Genomic DNA, 15,025 nt, shown 5'->3' with positions numbered 1-15,025 from the left:
GCGGGCCAGACCACGGCCCCCGCGGGCCAGACCACGGCCCCCACCGGTCAGACCGTCGCCCCCCCGACCGCGCCCCCGACCTCCCCGCCCCCGACCTCCCCGCCCCCGGCCGGTGCCCGCCGTGGGTCCCGCCCCGCGGCCGGCAGCCGCGCCCGGGCCCTCGCCGCCAGGCTCGCCGGGCTTCCCGTCCGCGAGGCCGCCGCCCCCGGCCACCCGCAGCCGCCCCACTCGCCCGCCCAGGAACGCGCCAGGGCCGCCCTGGTCTCCGCCAGGCGCCGCACCCGTTCCCTCACCGACTGCCTCCCGGACGGCGAACTGACCGCCCAGCACTCCACGTTGATGTCCCCCCTCGTGTGGGACATGGCCCACATCGCCTGCCAGGAGGAGATCTGGCTGGTCCGCGAGGCCGGCGGCCGCCGGGCGTTGCGCCCCGAACTCGACGACCTCTACGACGCGTTCCGCCACCCCCGCGCCGAACGGCCCTCCCTGCCGCTGCTGCCGCCCGCCGAGGCCAGGAGGTACCTCGCCCAGGTGCGTGCCCAGGCCCTCGACGTCCTCGCCGACCCGGCCCACGCCGACGGCTCCCCGCTGTTCCTCTTCGGCATGATCGCCCAGCACGAGCAGCAGCACGACGAGACGATGCTCGCCACCCACCAGTTGCGCCGCGGCCCCGCCGTCCTCGACGCCCCCGCCCCCCGCCGCGCCCCGGCCGGCGCCCACCGGCTGCCGCGCGAGGTCCTCGTCCCCGGCGGGCAGTACGCCATGGGCACCGACGGCGCGAGCGAGCCCTGGGCCCTGGACAACGAGCGCCCCGCGCACCCCGTGCACGTCCGGTCGTTCTGGCTGGACACGACGCCCGTCACCAACGCCGCCTACCAGGACTTCATCGCCGACGGCGGCTACGACGACCCCCGCTGGTGGCACCCCGAGGGCTGGCTGCACCGGCAGCGCACCGGCATCGCCGCGCCCGGCTACTGGCACCGGGCCGGGGACACCTGGCTGCGGCGCAGGTTCGGCCGCACCGAGGTGGTGCCCCCCGAGGAGCCCGTGCTCCACGTCAGCTGGTACGAGGCCGACGCCTACGCCCGCTGGGCCGGGCGGCGGCTGCCGACCGAGGCGGAGTGGGAGAAGGCCGCCCGCCACGACCCGGCCACCAGCCGCACCCGCCGCTACCCCTGGGGCGACGAGCCGCCGCGGCCCGAGCACGCCAACCTCGGCCAGCGGCACCTGCAGCCCGCGCCCGCCGGGGCCTACCCGCAGGGCGCCGCCCCCTGCGGGGCGCGCCAGCTGATCGGCGACGTGTGGGAGTGGACGTCGAGCGAGTTCACCGGCTACCCGGGCTTCGTCGCCTTCCCCTACCGCGAGTACAGCGAGGTGTTCTTCGGCGCCGGCTACAAGGTGCTGCGCGGCGGCTCCTTCGGCACCGGCGAGGTCGCCTGCCGGGGCACGTTCCGCAACTGGGACCTGCCCGTGCGGCGGCAGATCTTCGCCGGCTTCCGCACCTGCCGCGACGCGGAGCCGCACTGATGTGCCGCCACCTGGCGTACCTCGGGCCGCCCCGCCCGCTCGCCGACGTCCTCACCGAGCCCGCGCACAGCCTGTACGCGCAGTCCTTCGCGCCGCGCCTGCAGGCCGACGGCCGGGTCAACGCCGACGGGTTCGGCGTCGGCTGGTACCCGCCCGAGGACGGCGCGGGCCCGGTCCGCTACCGCCGCGCGGTGCCGATCTGGGCCGACGCCAACCTCCCGGTCCTCGCCGGGCTGCTGCACAGCGGCGCCGTGCTCGCGGCGGTGCGCTCGGCGAGCCCGGGCACCAGCCTGGACGAGGCGGCCGTCGCCCCCTACGCGCTGGGGCGCTGGCTGTTCAGCCACAACGGCGAGGTCCAGGGCTGGGAGTCGCTGCCGCACGACAGCGAGGAGGAGCTGAGCGCGGCGGAACTCCTCAGCATGGAGGCCAGATCGGACTCGGCCCTGCTGTGGGTGATGATCGCCCGCCGCCTGACCGCGGGCGAGCCCGCCGCCGAGGCCCTCGCCGAGGTGGTCCGCAGGACCCGCGGCGCCCGCCCCCTCGCCCGCCTCAACCTTCTGCTCACCGACGGCCACGCCATCGCCGCCGTACGCCACGGCGACTCCCTGTGGTACCGGCAGGCCGGCGACCAGGTGACCGTCGCCTCAGAACCCGTCCCCGGCGAGCCCGACTGGCAGGAAATCCCCGACCGGTCCCTGTTGCTCACCACCCAGCGCACCGCGGAAATAGCGCCGCTGTGAACCGGCCCGGCCCCGGGCACCCGAAGTGAAAGGACCCGCCATGCCCTCCGCGACCCACGACTCGAAGAACTACACGGTCGAAAACCGCCTGCCCGCCGGCCACTTCGCCCGCGCCCTGCGCGCCGACGTCGCCGCCGGGCTGAGCGCCACCCCCAAGGCCCTGCCGCCCAAGTGGTTCTACGACGCCCACGGCAGCGTCCTCTTCGACCGCATCACGCGGCTGCCCGAGTACTACCCGACCCGGGCGGAACGCATGGTGCTGCGCGCCCACGCCACCGAGATCGCGCAGCTGACCGGGGCCCGCACCGTGGTGGAGCTGGGCGCGGGCTCCGCGGGCAAGACGCGGCTGCTCCTGGACGCGCTCAACGACGCGGGCACCCTGGAGCGTTACGCCCCCATCGACGTCAGCCCCACCACCCTGGGGCAGTCGGGGGAGGCCCTGTCGCGCGAGTACCCCAGGCTCAGGGTCACCGGGACCGTGGCCGACTTCGAGAACGAGCTGCCGCTGCCGCCGCCCGAGAGCGGGCCCAGGCTGCTCGCCTTCCTCGGCTCCACGCTGGGCAACTTCGGCGACGAGGAGCGGGCCGCTTTCCTCGCCAGGCTGCGCGCGGAACTCGTCGAGGGCGACGCGCTGCTGCTGGGCGTCGACCTGGTGAAGGACGCGGGCAGGCTGGTGCGCGCCTACGACGACGAGCAGGGCGTCACCGCCGAGTTCAACAAGAACCTGCTGGTCATCATCAACCGCGAGCTCGACGCCGACTTCGACCCCGGGGCCTTCGACCACCGCGCGGTCTGGGACCCGGCGCTTGAGCGGGTGGAGATGCGGCTGCGGGCCCGCGTGGCGCACTCGGTGAAGATCCCCGCCCTTGACCGGACCGTGGACTTCGGCCGCGGCGAGGAGCTGCGCACGGAGATCTCGGTGAAGTTCCGCCACGACCGGCTGGGCGAGGAACTCGCCGCGGCCGGCTTCACCCTGGAACGCTGGTGGACCGACCAGCCGCAGCGGCGCTTCGCCGTCCTGCTGGCCGCGCCGGCGACGACCTGAGGGCGCCGGACCGGCGACGGGCTGAGGGCCGCGCCGGCGACGGCCTGCGGGCCGGGCGTGCGGTGGCCCGGGAGCCCGGGCCCGGCCGGGTGACCGGGCCCGGCGGGCCCCCGGATCAGCCCTTGCCGCCCTCTTCCTGGATCTCGATGTGCCGCACCGAGGCGGTGTCGGCCTTCGGGATGCGGACGGTGAGCACGCCCTCCTCCAGCGTCGCGCTCACGCCCTCGACCGCCGGCTGCCCCGGCAGCACCGTCCGGTACTCGAACCGGCCGGTGCGCCGGGTGCCGCGGTGCAGCTTGCCCTCGCGCTCGGCCTCCCGGGTCTCGCCGCCGATCGTCAGCTCCCGCTCGCTGAGCTGGATGTCGATGTCCTCGCGGCGGATGCCGGGCACCTCGCACTCGATGACGAACTCGCCGTCGGTCTCGGTCAGATCGGCGAACGGCGCCCAGCCGCCCTCGGGGCCGAAGCCCGTCGCGGGGGCCACGCTGGACAGCAGCGAGCCCATCCGCTCGAAGAGGTCGTCGAACTCGGACAACGGGTCACGCCCGTATCCGCGCCGGCCGTCGACGAGGGGCCGGTGGCGTCGCAGGGGAAGAGTCATGGTGCTCCGCCTCCCTGCCGTGCGCGAGCGCGCACGGCGCGTAAAATATTCGGAAGTTTTCGTAACATTTCGCCCGTTATAGGGACGAATATCCCTTCCGATCGTAGTCACCGGCGCGCGGGGTCGCCATGCCCGAGCCGAAACGGCAGGCCGGGGGCCCGGAGGCCCGGCAGCAGCTCGCCTCCCCCGGGCAACGGCGCGGCGTACGGCCCCGCCCTTTGCCTTTGCCTTTCCCCGCCCTCGCCCGTCGCCCTTCGGCCCCGCCCGGGCCGGTCGCCCTTCGGCCCCGCCCTCGCCCGCCGCCCTTCGGCCCCGCCCGGGCCCTCCTCTCCCGCCGGCCCGGCCACCCTTCTAGGCTCCGGCTCATGCCATCCCCGTCCGGGCCCGCGCCCGACTCCGCTCCGGTGCCCGACTCCGCTCCGGTGCCCGACCCCGCGCGGGTGCCCCACCCCGCGCCGGCGGGCGACCCCGCGCCCGGCGGCGTTCCCGCGTCCCCGGGGGACGCCGCGTCCGCGCCGCGGGGGCACGCGCCCCTGCCCGGCCCGCCGCGCAGCGCCTCCTGGTTCGAGCTGTTCGGCGACCTCGTCTTCGTCGCCGCCGTCGGGCAGGTCACCCACCGCATCCGCGTCCACCCCTCCCTGGACGCGGTGGCCGACGCGGCGGCGCTCTTCGTGCCGCTGTGGTGGACCTGGGTCCTGCTCGCCGTGCGCGCCAACCGGACCGACCGCGACACCACCGCCCACCGGCTCATCGGCACGGCCGGCCTGGCCGCCGTCGCGGGCATGGCCGTCTTCACCGGGGGCGTCGGCCACGAGGAGGGCGCGGACGCCGGGTTCGTCCTCTCCTACCTGTGCGCCCGCGCGGGCGTGGCCGCCCTCTACGCCTGGGACACCAGGCACAACGCGCGCGTGCGGGGCGTGCTGGCCGCCTTCCTGCTCGGCTCCGTCTGCGCCGCCCTGCTCTGGCTCGGCGGCCTCCTCCTGCTCGCCGGCTCCGCCCGCCACCTCGCCTGGGGCCTGGCCATGGCCGTCGAACTGTCCATCCCGCTGGTCGCCGGCCGGCGCGTCGCCCAGACCGGGCACCACGCCGGGCACCTCAGGGAACGCTTCGGCCTCTTCAGCATCATCGTGCTCGGCGAGACGGTGCTCGGCTTCACCGGCGGCCTCGTCGAGGCCAGGACGGCGCCCTCGGCCGCGGTCACCGGCGCCGCCGCCTTCGCCCTGTGCGCGGGGCTGTGGTGGTCCTACTTCAGCGCCAGCGGCTCCAGGCCCGACGGCCACGCCGAACTCGCCTACGGCGGCCGCCTGTTGCACGTGTACGTCTTCGGGCACCTGCCCCTGCAACTCGGCCTGGCCCTGACCGGAGGCGCCGTCGGCGCGGCCGTGGCGGGCGCCGACCCCCACGGGCGCCGGGCCGCCGACGTCTGCGTCGTCGCCGGCGTCGCGCTCTTCCTCGTCTCCACCGCCCTGGTGCGGGGAGCGTTCACCGGGGCGCGCGAGCGGGTGGTCGTGATCCGCGTCGCGGCGGCCGGCTGCGCGCTCGGCCTCCTGCCGCTCGCCGGGCACGGCCCCGCGGCCACCGTCCCGGCGGCCCTGGCCGCCCTGCTGGCCGCCTCGGTCGCCGCCGAGGCCCCCGCCCACCGCCGCCGCCTGCGCACCCGCCCCACCCTGCCTCCCGCCCGGCACCCCACCTCGCCCGCCTGAGGCCACGGCCCGGCCGCCCGCGGCTCCGTTCGACCGCGCTGATCCGCGGGCGGCCGGGCACACCCCTGCCGCGGGCCGCCGCACGGCGGTCGCGGGCGGCCCCACGGCGGTCGCGGGCGGCCCCACGGGGGTTGCTCGGCCCCGCGGGGGTGCGGGCGGTCCCACGGGGTGCGGGCGGTGCCACGGAAGGCCGCGGGGCCGCCCGCCGGCGCGGGCCGGCTCAGCCGCGCCAGGTGTCGGCGAGCCGTACCCGCCCCGAACTCGGCACGACGGCCACCCGGTTGGCCCCGGACTCCCAGGTCACCCCGGACTGGCCCTCCCACCTGCGCACGTACGTGTACGCGAACCGCGTGCCCGCAGGCAGCGCGACCTCGGCCCGCCACACCGGGTAGGTCCCGGAGCCGAGCGGCACCGCCGCCCCGGGGTCCCACCCGCCGAGCTCGGGCCGGTCGCCCACGACGAACACGCTCTCGCCCCACTGGGTTTCCGCCGTCACGGCGAACGAGGCCCCCGCCGCCTCCGGCGTGCCCGTGCCCGAGCAGTCGCGGGCCCCGACGTGCAGGGCGAGCGCCGTGTCGGGCGCGAGCGTCGCCGTGAACCGCCCGGAGCCGTCCACCGTCACGGCCGTGCCGCTCTGCACGTCGCAGTAGCCGCCGGCGGGCAGCGAGGTCTGGAAGGTCCTGGTCAGCGCGGAGCTCTCGTGGTTGATCGCCACGAACCCCCGGTCGCCGCGGCCGAAGGCGATCGCGTCCGCGCCGTCGTCCCACCAGTCGCCCACCGGCTGCCCGCCGGTGGCGTTGCGGAAGGCCACCATGCTCTCGATCTCGGGCCAGGCGTGCTGGCACTTCCAGCCGTCCTGCCAGCAGGCGGCGACCCGCCCGTTGTTCGGCGGGCCGGCGTCGTTGTCGGAGAACTCGTAGCCCGAGTGCACGTCGGGGGAGCCGTAGGGCCAGGCCAGCATGAAGACGTTGGCCAGGGTGTAGGCCGCGCCGCTCTTGTAGGTGAGCGTCGAGCCGTTGCGTTCGGTGTCGTGGTTGTCGACGAACACGGCCGTGCCCTCGCTGGGCAGGTAGCCCCAGCCCTCGCCGAAGTTGGCGAGGTAGGCGAGGTTCTCGCTCTCGAAGACCCGCTTCAGGTCCCGGCCGTAGCGGAACTCCTGCACGTCGCCGGTGGCCCGGTACTCCTCGGGCGAGACGGCCTCGCCCGCGCCGTAGATGACCTCCTGCTTCCAGTAGGCGTCCGGGTCGGTCAGCCGCGACCTGATGGCGGCCAGGTCGGCCGCGGCGATGTGCTTCGCAGCGTCGATCCGGAAGCCGGCCACGCCGAGGGAGAGCAGGTCGTTCAGGTAGTCCGCGAGGCGCTGACGGACGTGGTCGCTGCCGGTGTCGAGGTCGGCCAGGCCCACGAGTTCGCAGTTCTGCACGTTGAAGCGGTCCTGGTAGTTGCCGATGTTCGTGCGGCAGGTGTGGAAGTCGGCATCGCCCCAGGAGGCGGCCGGATAGTGGTACTTGGTGTAGGCGGAGCCGCCTGTGCCGGTGCCGCTGCCCGAGGTCATGTGGTTGATGACGGTGTCCACGACGACCCCGACCCCGGCGGCGGCGCAGGTGTCGACCATGTTCGCGAACTGCGCCCGGTCCCCGAGCCGGCTCGCGATCCGGTAGCTGACCGGCTGGTATGCGGTCCACCACTGGCTGCCCTGAATCTGCTCCTGGGGCGGCGAGACCTGCACGTACCCGTACCCGGCGGGCCCGAGGCGCTCGGTGCACTCGCGGGCGACGGAGTCGAAATTCCAGTTGAACAGAACGGCGGTGACGTCCCGGCCGCCGGGCGGTGCGGCGGGAGCCGGGGCGGCGGTGGCGGTGAGAGCGACCACGGACCCGACGGCGGCCACCAGGCCCGCGAGGGCCGCGCTGCCGAGCCTTCTCCATGGACTACTGCGCATGACGCCTCCTGCTACGGAAGGTGGGGGGTTGCACAGGGGGAACAGCCACAGAGAGGCAACGCGCCGTGCCTCTTGCTGCAATCTCTTGCAGTCCGAGACCGTAGAACCGCCTCGCCGACCGGTCAAGGACTCGCGCAAGGCCCGAAAGCATTGGCGTAGCGGGCCCGCAACCCGTTACGCAATCTCTTGCAGAGTGCTAGCTTGCCCGTACCCCGGTCGACCGGAGGGCCGCAACGCCCCACGCGCCCGGCCGACCGGGACCCCACCCCCACCGCTCCCCGTTTCCCACCCCCACCGCTCCCGTTTCCCCACTCCCACCGCCCCGCTCCCCACTCCCACCGCCCCGTTGCCCCGGCCCCACCCAGCCCGTCCCCGCCTCCGCGCCCCGCGCCCCGACTTGCCACCCGCCCGACTTGCCTTCCGCCCGCTCGCCCCTCCCGCCCGCCGGCCTGCCCGCTTCCGCCAGGCGACCCCGGGCTCCCACCCGCTACACTGTCCGGGGCGGCAGGGCCACCCGGCCCGGTCGTCGCATATCCCGCCTTCGTAGCTCAGGGGATAGAGCACCGCTCTCCTAAAGCGGGTGTCGCAGGTTCGAATCCTGCCGGGGGCACCGGATAGATAGCTGGTCAGAACGCTGGAGAGCCCCCTTGTTAATTCGAACAGGGGGGCTCTTTCGGGTCCGGAGTCCACATAGAGTCCACATCCCCACGAGGTCGCAGGGGCGCGGTTGCGAATCGCGTGAACTCGTGGCCTATACACGCCTACAGTGCTGCCTGGGCGGATGCCGACTCCCCACGCGACATCCCTGATCCACGCCCAGCACGCCCGCGCGTGAGCCGGTGGGGAGACCGGCCGCCGCGGGGATGCCCCCTGCCGCGTCAGTCGGCGGGGGGCATCTGCATGAAACGTAGAACTCCCCGCCCCCGGAAGGGGCGGGGAGGAGGCGCCTTGACCGAGTCTTGGCGCCGAACGGCGCGATCTGAGCTGATCCACTACGCCAGTCGCGCCGAACCTCACGTGAGGTGGCGGAGCGGCCCGGTCTCAGGCGCCGCGGCTGGCGAGCTGCGGCGTGGCGCGCGCGAACGGTGCGCTCTGCGGCGGCGATCTGCTGCTGGGAGTAGATCCGACGGCCGTGTTCGTCGTGCCTGGGGTTGGTCAGGATGTGGCGGCGTTCCCAGCTGTAGATCGTCTGTACGGCGCGCCCGGTGAAGGCTGCGGCCTGGGCGATGGTGAACCACACGCGGCCCTGGGCGTCGTTGCGGTACGCGACTTCGTGCATGGCTGCCACCTCCCGGGAATGCCGAAGCCCCCGCGGCGGCGGGGGCTTGGGTGATTGTGGGCACACGTGTGGCGCTGTTCGGGATTGTGCGCTTTGAAGATCAGCAGGTCAAGCGGGGGTGTCTGCCCCGTCGGCGGAGTACGCGGCCAGCTGCTTCTTTGTGCCTAACTACCTCCCGTGCGGACGGGCTTGCCTCTACGGTGTGGGCACCGATGTGTGGGGGTTGTGATGGTGAGGGATCGTGGATCGGACGCCGCCGCCGGGGTGTTCGCCGTGGGGTTTGCTGGGCTGTTCTTCGCGGTGCTCTCCGGCCGGTGGTGGCCGCTGTGGATCGGCGGCCCGTTGATGCTGGGCAGTCTGGTGGCGACGGCGCGGCGTCGGCGGACGGGGCCGGACCCGGATGTGGTGTTGGGGCCGTCGGGTCCGGACCGGAGTCAGCGGCCGTGGCGTAGGCGGCGGTGAGGGTGTGCCGCCCGGGGCCCTCACCCGGGGCGGCTCCTCACCCATCGCATCCACCTGCCGCGATGGTCAGTGTTGGCAGGCCGTCCGGCGGCCAGTAGGTCAACCCGCGGCAGCGGTTGACCTGGTCGAGGATCGTTTGGGCCTGCGCGCGCTCGGCGGCAGAGAAGCAGCCTGGTTCTGCTGAACGATGTTGGAGGCGATGCTGACGCTGGTTAGCCCTCGCTCGCGGCTCTCGGCTGCGTAGGGGCCGCCGCGTGCAGCAGCGGTCATGTGCTGGTTGGCTTCGTCCATGTAGTCGTTGAAAGAGGCTTGGGCGTCGCTGCAGTCGGCGCTCGCGGGTCCGCCCGACTGGTCCGGTGCGGTCGCGCGTCCGACGGTGAACGCTGCGGCGGCGATGGCCACGACAGCCGTCGCGATGACGGAGCGGGTGAGCGTCTTGCGTGGCCGTGCCGTCGCGGTGGCTGGCTGGGGAGCCGGTTCCGGTTCGGGCTGCGAGCTGTCGTCGGTCATGGCTTCTTCCTGTGATTGGGCCGGACCGTTATTACGACAGTTCCCAGGAGCAGCCTGTGGTTTCGAAGTACTCGCCCTCGTTGACGGTCACCCTCGACGGCCCGGTCGGGGTGCCGTTGGCGATGATCGACTCGAACTCGCCGCTGCTGTCGGAGTTGCGGGACCAGTAGCAGATGTCGAAGTCGCCGTCGCCGGGCCCATCGGTCACGTACTCGCCGGCCTGGATGTCCTCGCCGACGAGGTAGGTGCCGTCGCTGAACGAGGTAGCGGGACCGGCCGGTTCCTCGGGCTCTTCCTCGGTGGTCGCGTCTTCCTCGTCGGCCGGGGGCGCTTCGTCGTCGGCCGGCTCGGCTGCGGGTTGCTCCTCCTCGTCCGGGGTCTCCTCGGCGGGCGCGCTGGCTGACGGGGAGGAGTTGGCGGAGGTGTCGTCGCCGCTGCCGCTGCCGCTGCCGCTGGCGCCAATGCCGACGCCGAGGAACAGGCAGACGGCGCCGGTCACCACGTGGGTGACGATGTGGCGGCCGCGCTTCGGCTTGGAGGGCGGGGTAGGCGCGGCGGGCAGGGTGGCCGGGGCCGGGTAGGTGGGCGGCATGTCGGCTGGGCGCTGCAAGGTGGGCCAGCCGGAGCGGTCGTCGGGCGGCGTGGTCATGGGTGCCCCCTGTGGGTTTATGCGTGCGGGTATGGGTGTGTGGGGGGTGGTGCGATGGTGGCGGTAATCGCGGGTTCGTGTACGGCAGTTGTGCATAGCGTGATCAGGTTGTGACCGGTCTGGTCGGTGGTCTTTCACGATGCAGACCCAGCCGCGGTGAAGCGGAAGAAACGCCCCGCCATGACCGGCGGGGCGTTCGCGTGTCCGAGGCGCGCTGCGGTCAGCCGCGGCGCCGCCGGACCGGCAGGACGGCCGGCAGGGCGACAAGGGCGCTCAGGAGCGGGAAGCCGAGGAATGCGGCGAACGTGCCGAGTTCGGCGGCGGCGACGAGCCGCCTGAGAGACGGCCGGGCGAATTCGAAGCGGGCGTGCGGCCAACGCGGTTTGCTCATGTTGAGTTCCCTCCCCGGCGGGGACAATTCCCCCGCGGCATGCGGCAGCCGCCTCGATGCGCGGCGGCTCTTACTTACTAGGGCTCGGGCCCTTCCCAAGCGCGGGGCCGCCTTGATTCACCTAAGGCGCCGCCGATCGGGTGAACCGAGAAGACGCGCGACGGCCGTCTGTGCCATGCCGGTTACCGCGGGTCTGTGTGGGCTCGCGCTCTACGAGTCTTCGTAGGGTTGCGGCCCGCGAGCGGAGGGCGACCGAGGGCACCAAGATGTGACTGACAGCACATCGACGATTGAAATCTGGACATATGTGTTGATAGCGCCGCAGTGAAGCGTATAGAGCTTCTTCCTGGCCCACCCGCCCGATTGTCTATAGACGTTTTGAACAGGGCGACACGCCGCGGACCCCGGTTGAGGCATGGCGATCGCGCAGGTCACTGCCATTTCGACCGCGCAGGGACGCTCGGCGAACCCGTTTTTCTATCCAAAACGCTTCAATCCTTACCCGGTTTTGCTCGGCAACTTCGGTGAGTTTCTAGTCGTCTCTACCGGTCGGTTTCAGAAGGCCGAGCTATCGGATTTTTTTGCTCTCTGACCTGCGGAGATGCCGCTCGCCACGGGACGCGGGCGTGTGTCACGGTGTCTGTGTGCCGGCCGGCGCAGCACTCAGGCAGTCGATTTTTTTGGGAGGCGGTCGTCGTGACGATGATCGAAATTTTTGGAGTGGTGCTGCTGGCTGCCATGGTGGCCGACACCACAGACACCTGCATGAGCAGCGGATCGCCCGATCCGGCCTGGCCGGCGGATGGGCCCGTGCTGGCGGACATGGGCGCGGCGCTCCAGCACCTGGTGGTGGCGGCGGCGCTTGTGGCCCGCAGGCTACGGACCTGGCTGCGCTGAACCTGCGCCCCGCCGTGATCCTCCGCGGTGGGGCCCCGGCCCGTGGCTGTTCCCATGCCCGCGCACTGACAAGTCGATTCAAGCCGCGGCGCTATGGTCAAACTGCCCCGTGGTCGCGCGAGCCAGCTCGGCCGCGCTGAACTCGTCGCCGCAGAGGGTGCATTCGTAGCCGCCGGGCAGTGCGGTGACGAGCGTCAGGGTGTCGCACTGGGGGCATGGCCGGTTGGCCGGGCGCCGCTCAACGGCCAGGCCGGTGAGGCGCCGGAGCTTGCCGATGAAAAGCGAACTTTTTCCGGAGGTTGATCGGTGGATATCTCTCAGGTATTGGGTGCAGGTCGGTCCTCTTCCTCGGGTGCGTCGGCGGAGTGGGGTGATGTTGAAGAGTGGGTGGGTGATCCTCTTCCCGCAGACTACAAGGAGCTTGCTGAGAAATATGGCGAAGGCGTCATCGCGGGGCATCTCTATATTCCGCATCCGCATGGTTCTCGCCCTATTTTGGAGTTTATGAAGGAATTGCGGGAAGGTTTTCATGTCCTCTGTGAGGGGCTTGATGAGATTCCGTCGCGCGTCGCTGCGGTGCGGGACCGCGTCGTGCCGTGGGCATACCATGATTGGGACGGTGACATATGTCTGCTTCTTCCGCCGGATGCGGACGAAGCGGATAGCGGTTGGCGTGTGGCGATTGCCTTCTGGCAGTGTCCCCAAGTGGTCGTTTTCGAGGGGGGTGTGAGCGATTTTCTCGCGACCATGCTTGTTGATGGCAGATGGCCGCGCGGGTGGCCCACTGATCGACCGGTGTGGACTTCAGCCGATGAGGACGAGTAGTCGCGCGTTCCACACGGCGCGCAGGGCGTGGGGCTTCTTGTCGTCGGTGGTGGACGGGTGGGGCAGGCGCTTGCCGTGGTTGCGGGACATGGGGGACCTCACCGTTCCTGTGCTGGACGTTGACAGTCCCCTGCCGGGGTTGCCCGGGCGGGCCGCGTGCGCATCGCGAAGGGTGCCCGCTGGGCGTCACGACCATGGACGCTCGGGACCCGGGATGAAGTCAAGCGGATGCCCACGAGCGGGTGGCGGGGCATGTGCCGAGGTCAGAGCTCTTTCGCCGGGGCCGTGGCGGGGTGGCGTGCTTGGAGCCCGTGGTGGATGCGGCGGGCGGGCACGCTCGGGGCCGATGTGGAGTTCGGACCATGGGCAAGGATGCCGGCGTCCGGGACGCTGCCGGGCGGCCGGCCTGGGCATTGCCCGTCCGTTCGTGGACCTCGGGTGCGGTGAGGGGCAGTTGGGGCCGCATCGCCTCATCGGCGGTGCGGGCCGTGGCATCGCTCGTGTCCGAGCTCAGCACCACTCGGCGGCGAACGCTGTGGGTGCGCTTGTCGTAGTGGGCCGTGAGCCGGTGCGCCTCGAACATGCGGCGGCGGATGGCGGGCCGGGAAACCGCAGGCCATGCGCCGGATGGCCGAGGGGAGCGTGCCGCGTCGCCGTGAACCCCCCGTGTCGTACCCGCTGACCCGCGGAAACGCTGGGGGAAAGGTGGCGCCCCCTGCCACACACGTTGATGTGGTGGCGCACGAACGGCGAGAGCCGGGCGACGTCCTCGCCTCGGACATCGACGCCGTCGGTGCGCAGCTGGGTGACGCGGCGTCGATGTAGCGGGCGTTGAACAGCACGAGTTCGTCGGCGGTGCGGTCGATGCGCCACATCTTCTGGTCGGGGAGGTCGGCGAGTTGGGGGGCGTAGGAGAAGCCCGCGAGGGTGAGCAGGCGGAAGACGATGTCGCTGTGGCCCGTCGCAGGTCGCGATGATCACGACTGTGGCTCTGCCCCAATAAGGCCGGCATTCACTGCCGGCAGTGCGGCGGGACCGATGATCTTTCCGCGCCGTGCTGGTCTGTACGCCGAATACCGACTCACGGGAGGCTCACGCCATGCGGAACCTGACCTTTGCCATGAACATGAGCCTGGACGGCTACATCGCCGCGCCCGGCGACGATCTCGGCTGGAGCGAGCCGAGCGACGAGCTGTTCCAGTGGTGGTCCGACCGGGTGGACGCGACGGGCCTGGCGCTGTACGGGCGCAAGCTGTGGGAGACGATGAGTTCCCACTGGCCGACCGCCGACAAGCAGCCGGGTGCCACACCGGCGACGATCGAGTACGCCGACCGCTGGCGGGACATGCCGAAGGTGGTGTTCTCCTCTACGACTTGCACGGTCGACTGGAACACCCGCCTGGTCACCGGCGACGCGGTCACCGAGATCACCAGGCTCAAGGCCGACGACGGCGGCCCCATGGACATCGGCGGTGCCACACTCGCCGCGGCGGCCATGCGGGCCGGGCTGATCGACGAGTACGCGATCGTCACGCATCCGGTCCTGGTCGGCGGCGGCACGCCCTTCTTCACAGCCCTGGACAACTGGGTGCACCTGACCCTGGTGGAGACCCGGACGTTTCCCGATGGCGTGGTGCTGACCAGGTACGAAACCAAGCGCTGAGCGCTCGACATCGGATCGGCGCGGGCTTCGGGCGCCCAGGCCCCTGCAGACTCGCATCGCCACCGTTACTGCGCGGGCTGTCGCCACGAAGGCAAGCGCCATGGCGAGCCCACCGCCCCAGGGAGTGTCTGGTGGATCAGGTGTTTGGCCGGATGAGGATGCTGGCGAGGTGGAGTCCGGCGAGGCAGGGGAGGGAGAGTTTGCCCGTGCGCGTGGCCAGGCCGCGCCATTGCTTCAAGTGGTTGATGCAGCTCGACGCGGTTGCGGTCGCGGTGGGTCTGGCGGTTGAACGCCGGTGGCCGGCCGACGCGGCTGCCTCTGCGTCTGCGGTGGGCGGCCTGGTCCTCGGGGACAGGGGGATGCTTGGCGAGGTGTTCGTTGGCGAACTTCCAGTTCACGATGTTCCGGATCGCGTCGAGGCATCTGGCGCGCTCGTTGCGGGAGTCGATGTAGTGGGCGTGCTCCCACACGTCGACCGCCGGGAGCGGGGCCGCAGTGGATGCGGCGAGCGGCGTCTGGGCGTCGTGGGTGGTGACGATTTCCGGCTCGTGGGTCTCCAGGTTCAGGACCAGCCAGGCCCACCCGGAGCCGAAGTGGCCGGTGGCGGCCTTGCTGAACTCCTTACGGCAAGGGTGGCGTGTTGATTGGCTCGGGTCGTGGGCGTGGTGGGATGCGGGTGTGGGCGGGTGGTGCTGCGGGGTGTCGTGGCTGGGCGCTACGGTGGTGGTGAGGGTCACTGTTTGTGTGGGGGAGGGGATGTCTGGGTGATTGAGGGGGAGTTGGTGGCGTTG

General features: G+C 72.2%; 15 protein-coding genes, 1 tRNA gene and 1 pseudogene. 9 read left to right on the top strand and 8 right to left on the bottom strand.

The annotated features are described in order from the left end of the window. Positions 1-258 precede the first annotated feature (258 nt). Genes egtB through egtD form a run of 3 tightly spaced genes read left to right on the top strand, consistent with a single transcriptional unit; the run spans position 259 to position 3,312 of the window. Complete coding sequence (gene egtB / locus D7294_RS13980; protein WP_241562379.1) at positions 259-1,527, top strand: ergothioneine biosynthesis protein EgtB; 1,269 nt, start codon at positions 259-261, stop codon at positions 1,525-1,527. After that, positions 1,527-2,267 carry an ergothioneine biosynthesis protein EgtC gene (egtC, locus tag D7294_RS13975; RefSeq protein ID WP_120679410.1) on the top strand — a complete coding sequence of 247 codons (741 nt, stop codon included), beginning with the start codon at positions 1,527-1,529 and terminating at the stop codon, positions 2,265-2,267. The genes egtB and egtC overlap by 1 nt, the downstream gene beginning before the upstream one ends. 40 nt (positions 2,268-2,307) lie before the next feature. Then, positions 2,308-3,312 carry an L-histidine N(alpha)-methyltransferase gene (egtD, locus tag D7294_RS13970; protein WP_120679408.1) on the top strand — a complete coding sequence of 335 codons (1,005 nt, stop codon included), beginning with the start codon at positions 2,308-2,310 and terminating at the stop codon, positions 3,310-3,312. Between the two features lie 115 nt (positions 3,313-3,427). Here egtD and D7294_RS13965 read toward each other — a convergent pair whose 3' ends face one another. Then, entirely contained in the window at positions 3,428-3,913 is a 486-nt protein-coding gene (locus D7294_RS13965) for an Hsp20/alpha crystallin family protein (RefSeq protein WP_120679406.1), read from the bottom strand. Between the two features lie 365 nt (positions 3,914-4,278). Between D7294_RS13965 and D7294_RS13960 the strand changes: the two genes are divergently transcribed. Beyond that, a complete protein-coding gene (locus tag D7294_RS13960) occupies positions 4,279-5,616 on the top strand; it encodes a low temperature requirement protein A (protein WP_120679404.1) in 1,338 nt (445 codons plus the stop codon). Positions 5,617-5,836: 220 nt separating this feature from the next. Here D7294_RS13960 and D7294_RS13955 read toward each other — a convergent pair whose 3' ends face one another. Beyond that, entirely contained in the window at positions 5,837-7,558 is a 1,722-nt protein-coding gene (locus tag D7294_RS13955) for a carbohydrate-binding module family 20 domain-containing protein (protein ID WP_120679402.1), read from the bottom strand. A 537-nt stretch (positions 7,559-8,095) separates the two neighbouring features. Here D7294_RS13955 and D7294_RS13950 point away from each other — a divergent pair. Further along, a tRNA-Arg gene (locus tag D7294_RS13950) sits at positions 8,096-8,168 on the top strand. 141 nt (positions 8,169-8,309) lie between these two features. On the opposite strand, the gene D7294_RS33950 is transcribed toward D7294_RS13950, so the two are convergent. The 4 genes from D7294_RS33950 to D7294_RS31910 all read right to left on the bottom strand — a co-directional run bounded on the left by D7294_RS33950 (position 8,310) and on the right by D7294_RS31910 (position 10,849). Then, a complete protein-coding gene (locus D7294_RS33950; protein WP_120679400.1) occupies positions 8,310-8,837 on the bottom strand; it encodes a MerR family transcriptional regulator in 528 nt (175 codons plus the stop codon). Between the two features lie 561 nt (positions 8,838-9,398). Then, a complete protein-coding gene (locus D7294_RS13935; RefSeq protein ID WP_120679394.1) occupies positions 9,399-9,809 on the bottom strand; it encodes a hypothetical protein in 411 nt (136 codons plus the stop codon). Between the two features lie 31 nt (positions 9,810-9,840). Continuing rightward, positions 9,841-10,458 (bottom strand): hypothetical protein, encoded by a 618-nt coding sequence (locus D7294_RS13930; protein ID WP_120679393.1) that lies wholly within the window; start codon positions 10,456-10,458, stop codon positions 9,841-9,843. 220 nt (positions 10,459-10,678) lie between these two features. Further along, positions 10,679-10,849, bottom strand: coding sequence for a hypothetical protein (locus D7294_RS31910; RefSeq protein ID WP_158674622.1), 171 nt, complete (start codon positions 10,847-10,849; stop codon positions 10,679-10,681). Between the two features lie 415 nt (positions 10,850-11,264). Here D7294_RS31910 and D7294_RS31905 point away from each other — a divergent pair, with 415 nt between their 5' ends. From D7294_RS31905 to D7294_RS31575, 3 genes are all read left to right on the top strand, one after another. Next, the gene (locus D7294_RS31905) at positions 11,265-11,441 is read left to right on the top strand and encodes a hypothetical protein (RefSeq protein ID WP_158674621.1); all 177 of its coding nucleotides are present in this window, start codon (positions 11,265-11,267) and stop codon (positions 11,439-11,441) included. A gap of 104 nt (positions 11,442-11,545) precedes the next feature. Then, complete coding sequence (locus tag D7294_RS13925) at positions 11,546-11,746, top strand: hypothetical protein (protein ID WP_120679391.1); 201 nt, start codon at positions 11,546-11,548, stop codon at positions 11,744-11,746. 306 nt (positions 11,747-12,052) lie between these two features. Then, positions 12,053-12,571, top strand: a complete 519-nt coding sequence (locus D7294_RS31575; protein WP_147450827.1) for a hypothetical protein — start codon at positions 12,053-12,055, stop codon at positions 12,569-12,571. A gap of 675 nt (positions 12,572-13,246) precedes the next feature. Here the strand turns inward: D7294_RS31575 and D7294_RS33945 are convergent. Further along, positions 13,247-13,527 (bottom strand): annotated as a pseudogene (locus D7294_RS33945) (Tn3 family transposase); the annotation flags it as partial. Between the two features lie 143 nt (positions 13,528-13,670). On the opposite strand from D7294_RS33945, the gene D7294_RS13915 reads away from it, so the two are divergent. Then, positions 13,671-14,234: a dihydrofolate reductase family protein gene (locus D7294_RS13915; RefSeq protein ID WP_120679390.1), complete on the top strand. Its 564-nt coding sequence runs from the start codon at positions 13,671-13,673 to the stop codon at positions 14,232-14,234. Between the two features lie 65 nt (positions 14,235-14,299). Here D7294_RS13915 and D7294_RS13910 read toward each other — a convergent pair. Then, positions 14,300-15,025, bottom strand: a 726-nt coding sequence (locus tag D7294_RS13910) for a Fe-Mn family superoxide dismutase (protein WP_206619504.1), incomplete at its 5' end; no start/stop codon positions are given.

The sequence above is a fragment of the Streptomyces hoynatensis genome, assembly GCF_003626535.1.
GTDB lineage: Bacteria > Actinomycetota > Actinomycetes > Streptomycetales > Streptomycetaceae > Streptomyces > Streptomyces hoynatensis.
Note: the sequence above shows the minus strand (reverse complement) of the source record. Positions and strands in the feature narration are given on the sequence as shown.

Bases quoted from the DNA above. Each gene is read 5' to 3' on its own strand.
- egtC (WP_120679410.1), top strand. From the start codon at position 1,527: ATGTGCCGCCACCTGGCGTACCTCGGGCCGCCCCGCCCGCTCGCCGAC.
- egtD (WP_120679408.1), top strand. From the start codon at position 2,308: ATGCCCTCCGCGACCCACGACTCGAAGAACTACACGGTCGAAAACCGC.
- D7294_RS13965 (WP_120679406.1), bottom strand. From the start codon at position 3,913: ATGACTCTTCCCCTGCGACGCCACCGGCCCCTCGTCGACGGCCGGCGC.
- D7294_RS13960 (WP_120679404.1), top strand. From the start codon at position 4,279: ATGCCATCCCCGTCCGGGCCCGCGCCCGACTCCGCTCCGGTGCCCGAC.
- D7294_RS13955 (WP_120679402.1), bottom strand. From the start codon at position 7,558: ATGCGCAGTAGTCCATGGAGAAGGCTCGGCAGCGCGGCCCTCGCGGGC.
- D7294_RS33950 (WP_120679400.1), bottom strand. From the start codon at position 8,837: ATGCACGAAGTCGCGTACCGCAACGACGCCCAGGGCCGCGTGTGGTTC.
- D7294_RS13935 (WP_120679394.1), bottom strand. From the start codon at position 9,809: ATGACCGACGACAGCTCGCAGCCCGAACCGGAACCGGCTCCCCAGCCA.
- D7294_RS13930 (WP_120679393.1), bottom strand. From the start codon at position 10,458: ATGACCACGCCGCCCGACGACCGCTCCGGCTGGCCCACCTTGCAGCGC.
- D7294_RS31910 (WP_158674622.1), bottom strand. From the start codon at position 10,849: ATGAGCAAACCGCGTTGGCCGCACGCCCGCTTCGAATTCGCCCGGCCG.
- D7294_RS31905 (WP_158674621.1), top strand. From the start codon at position 11,265: ATGGCGATCGCGCAGGTCACTGCCATTTCGACCGCGCAGGGACGCTCG.
- D7294_RS13915 (WP_120679390.1), top strand. From the start codon at position 13,671: ATGCGGAACCTGACCTTTGCCATGAACATGAGCCTGGACGGCTACATC.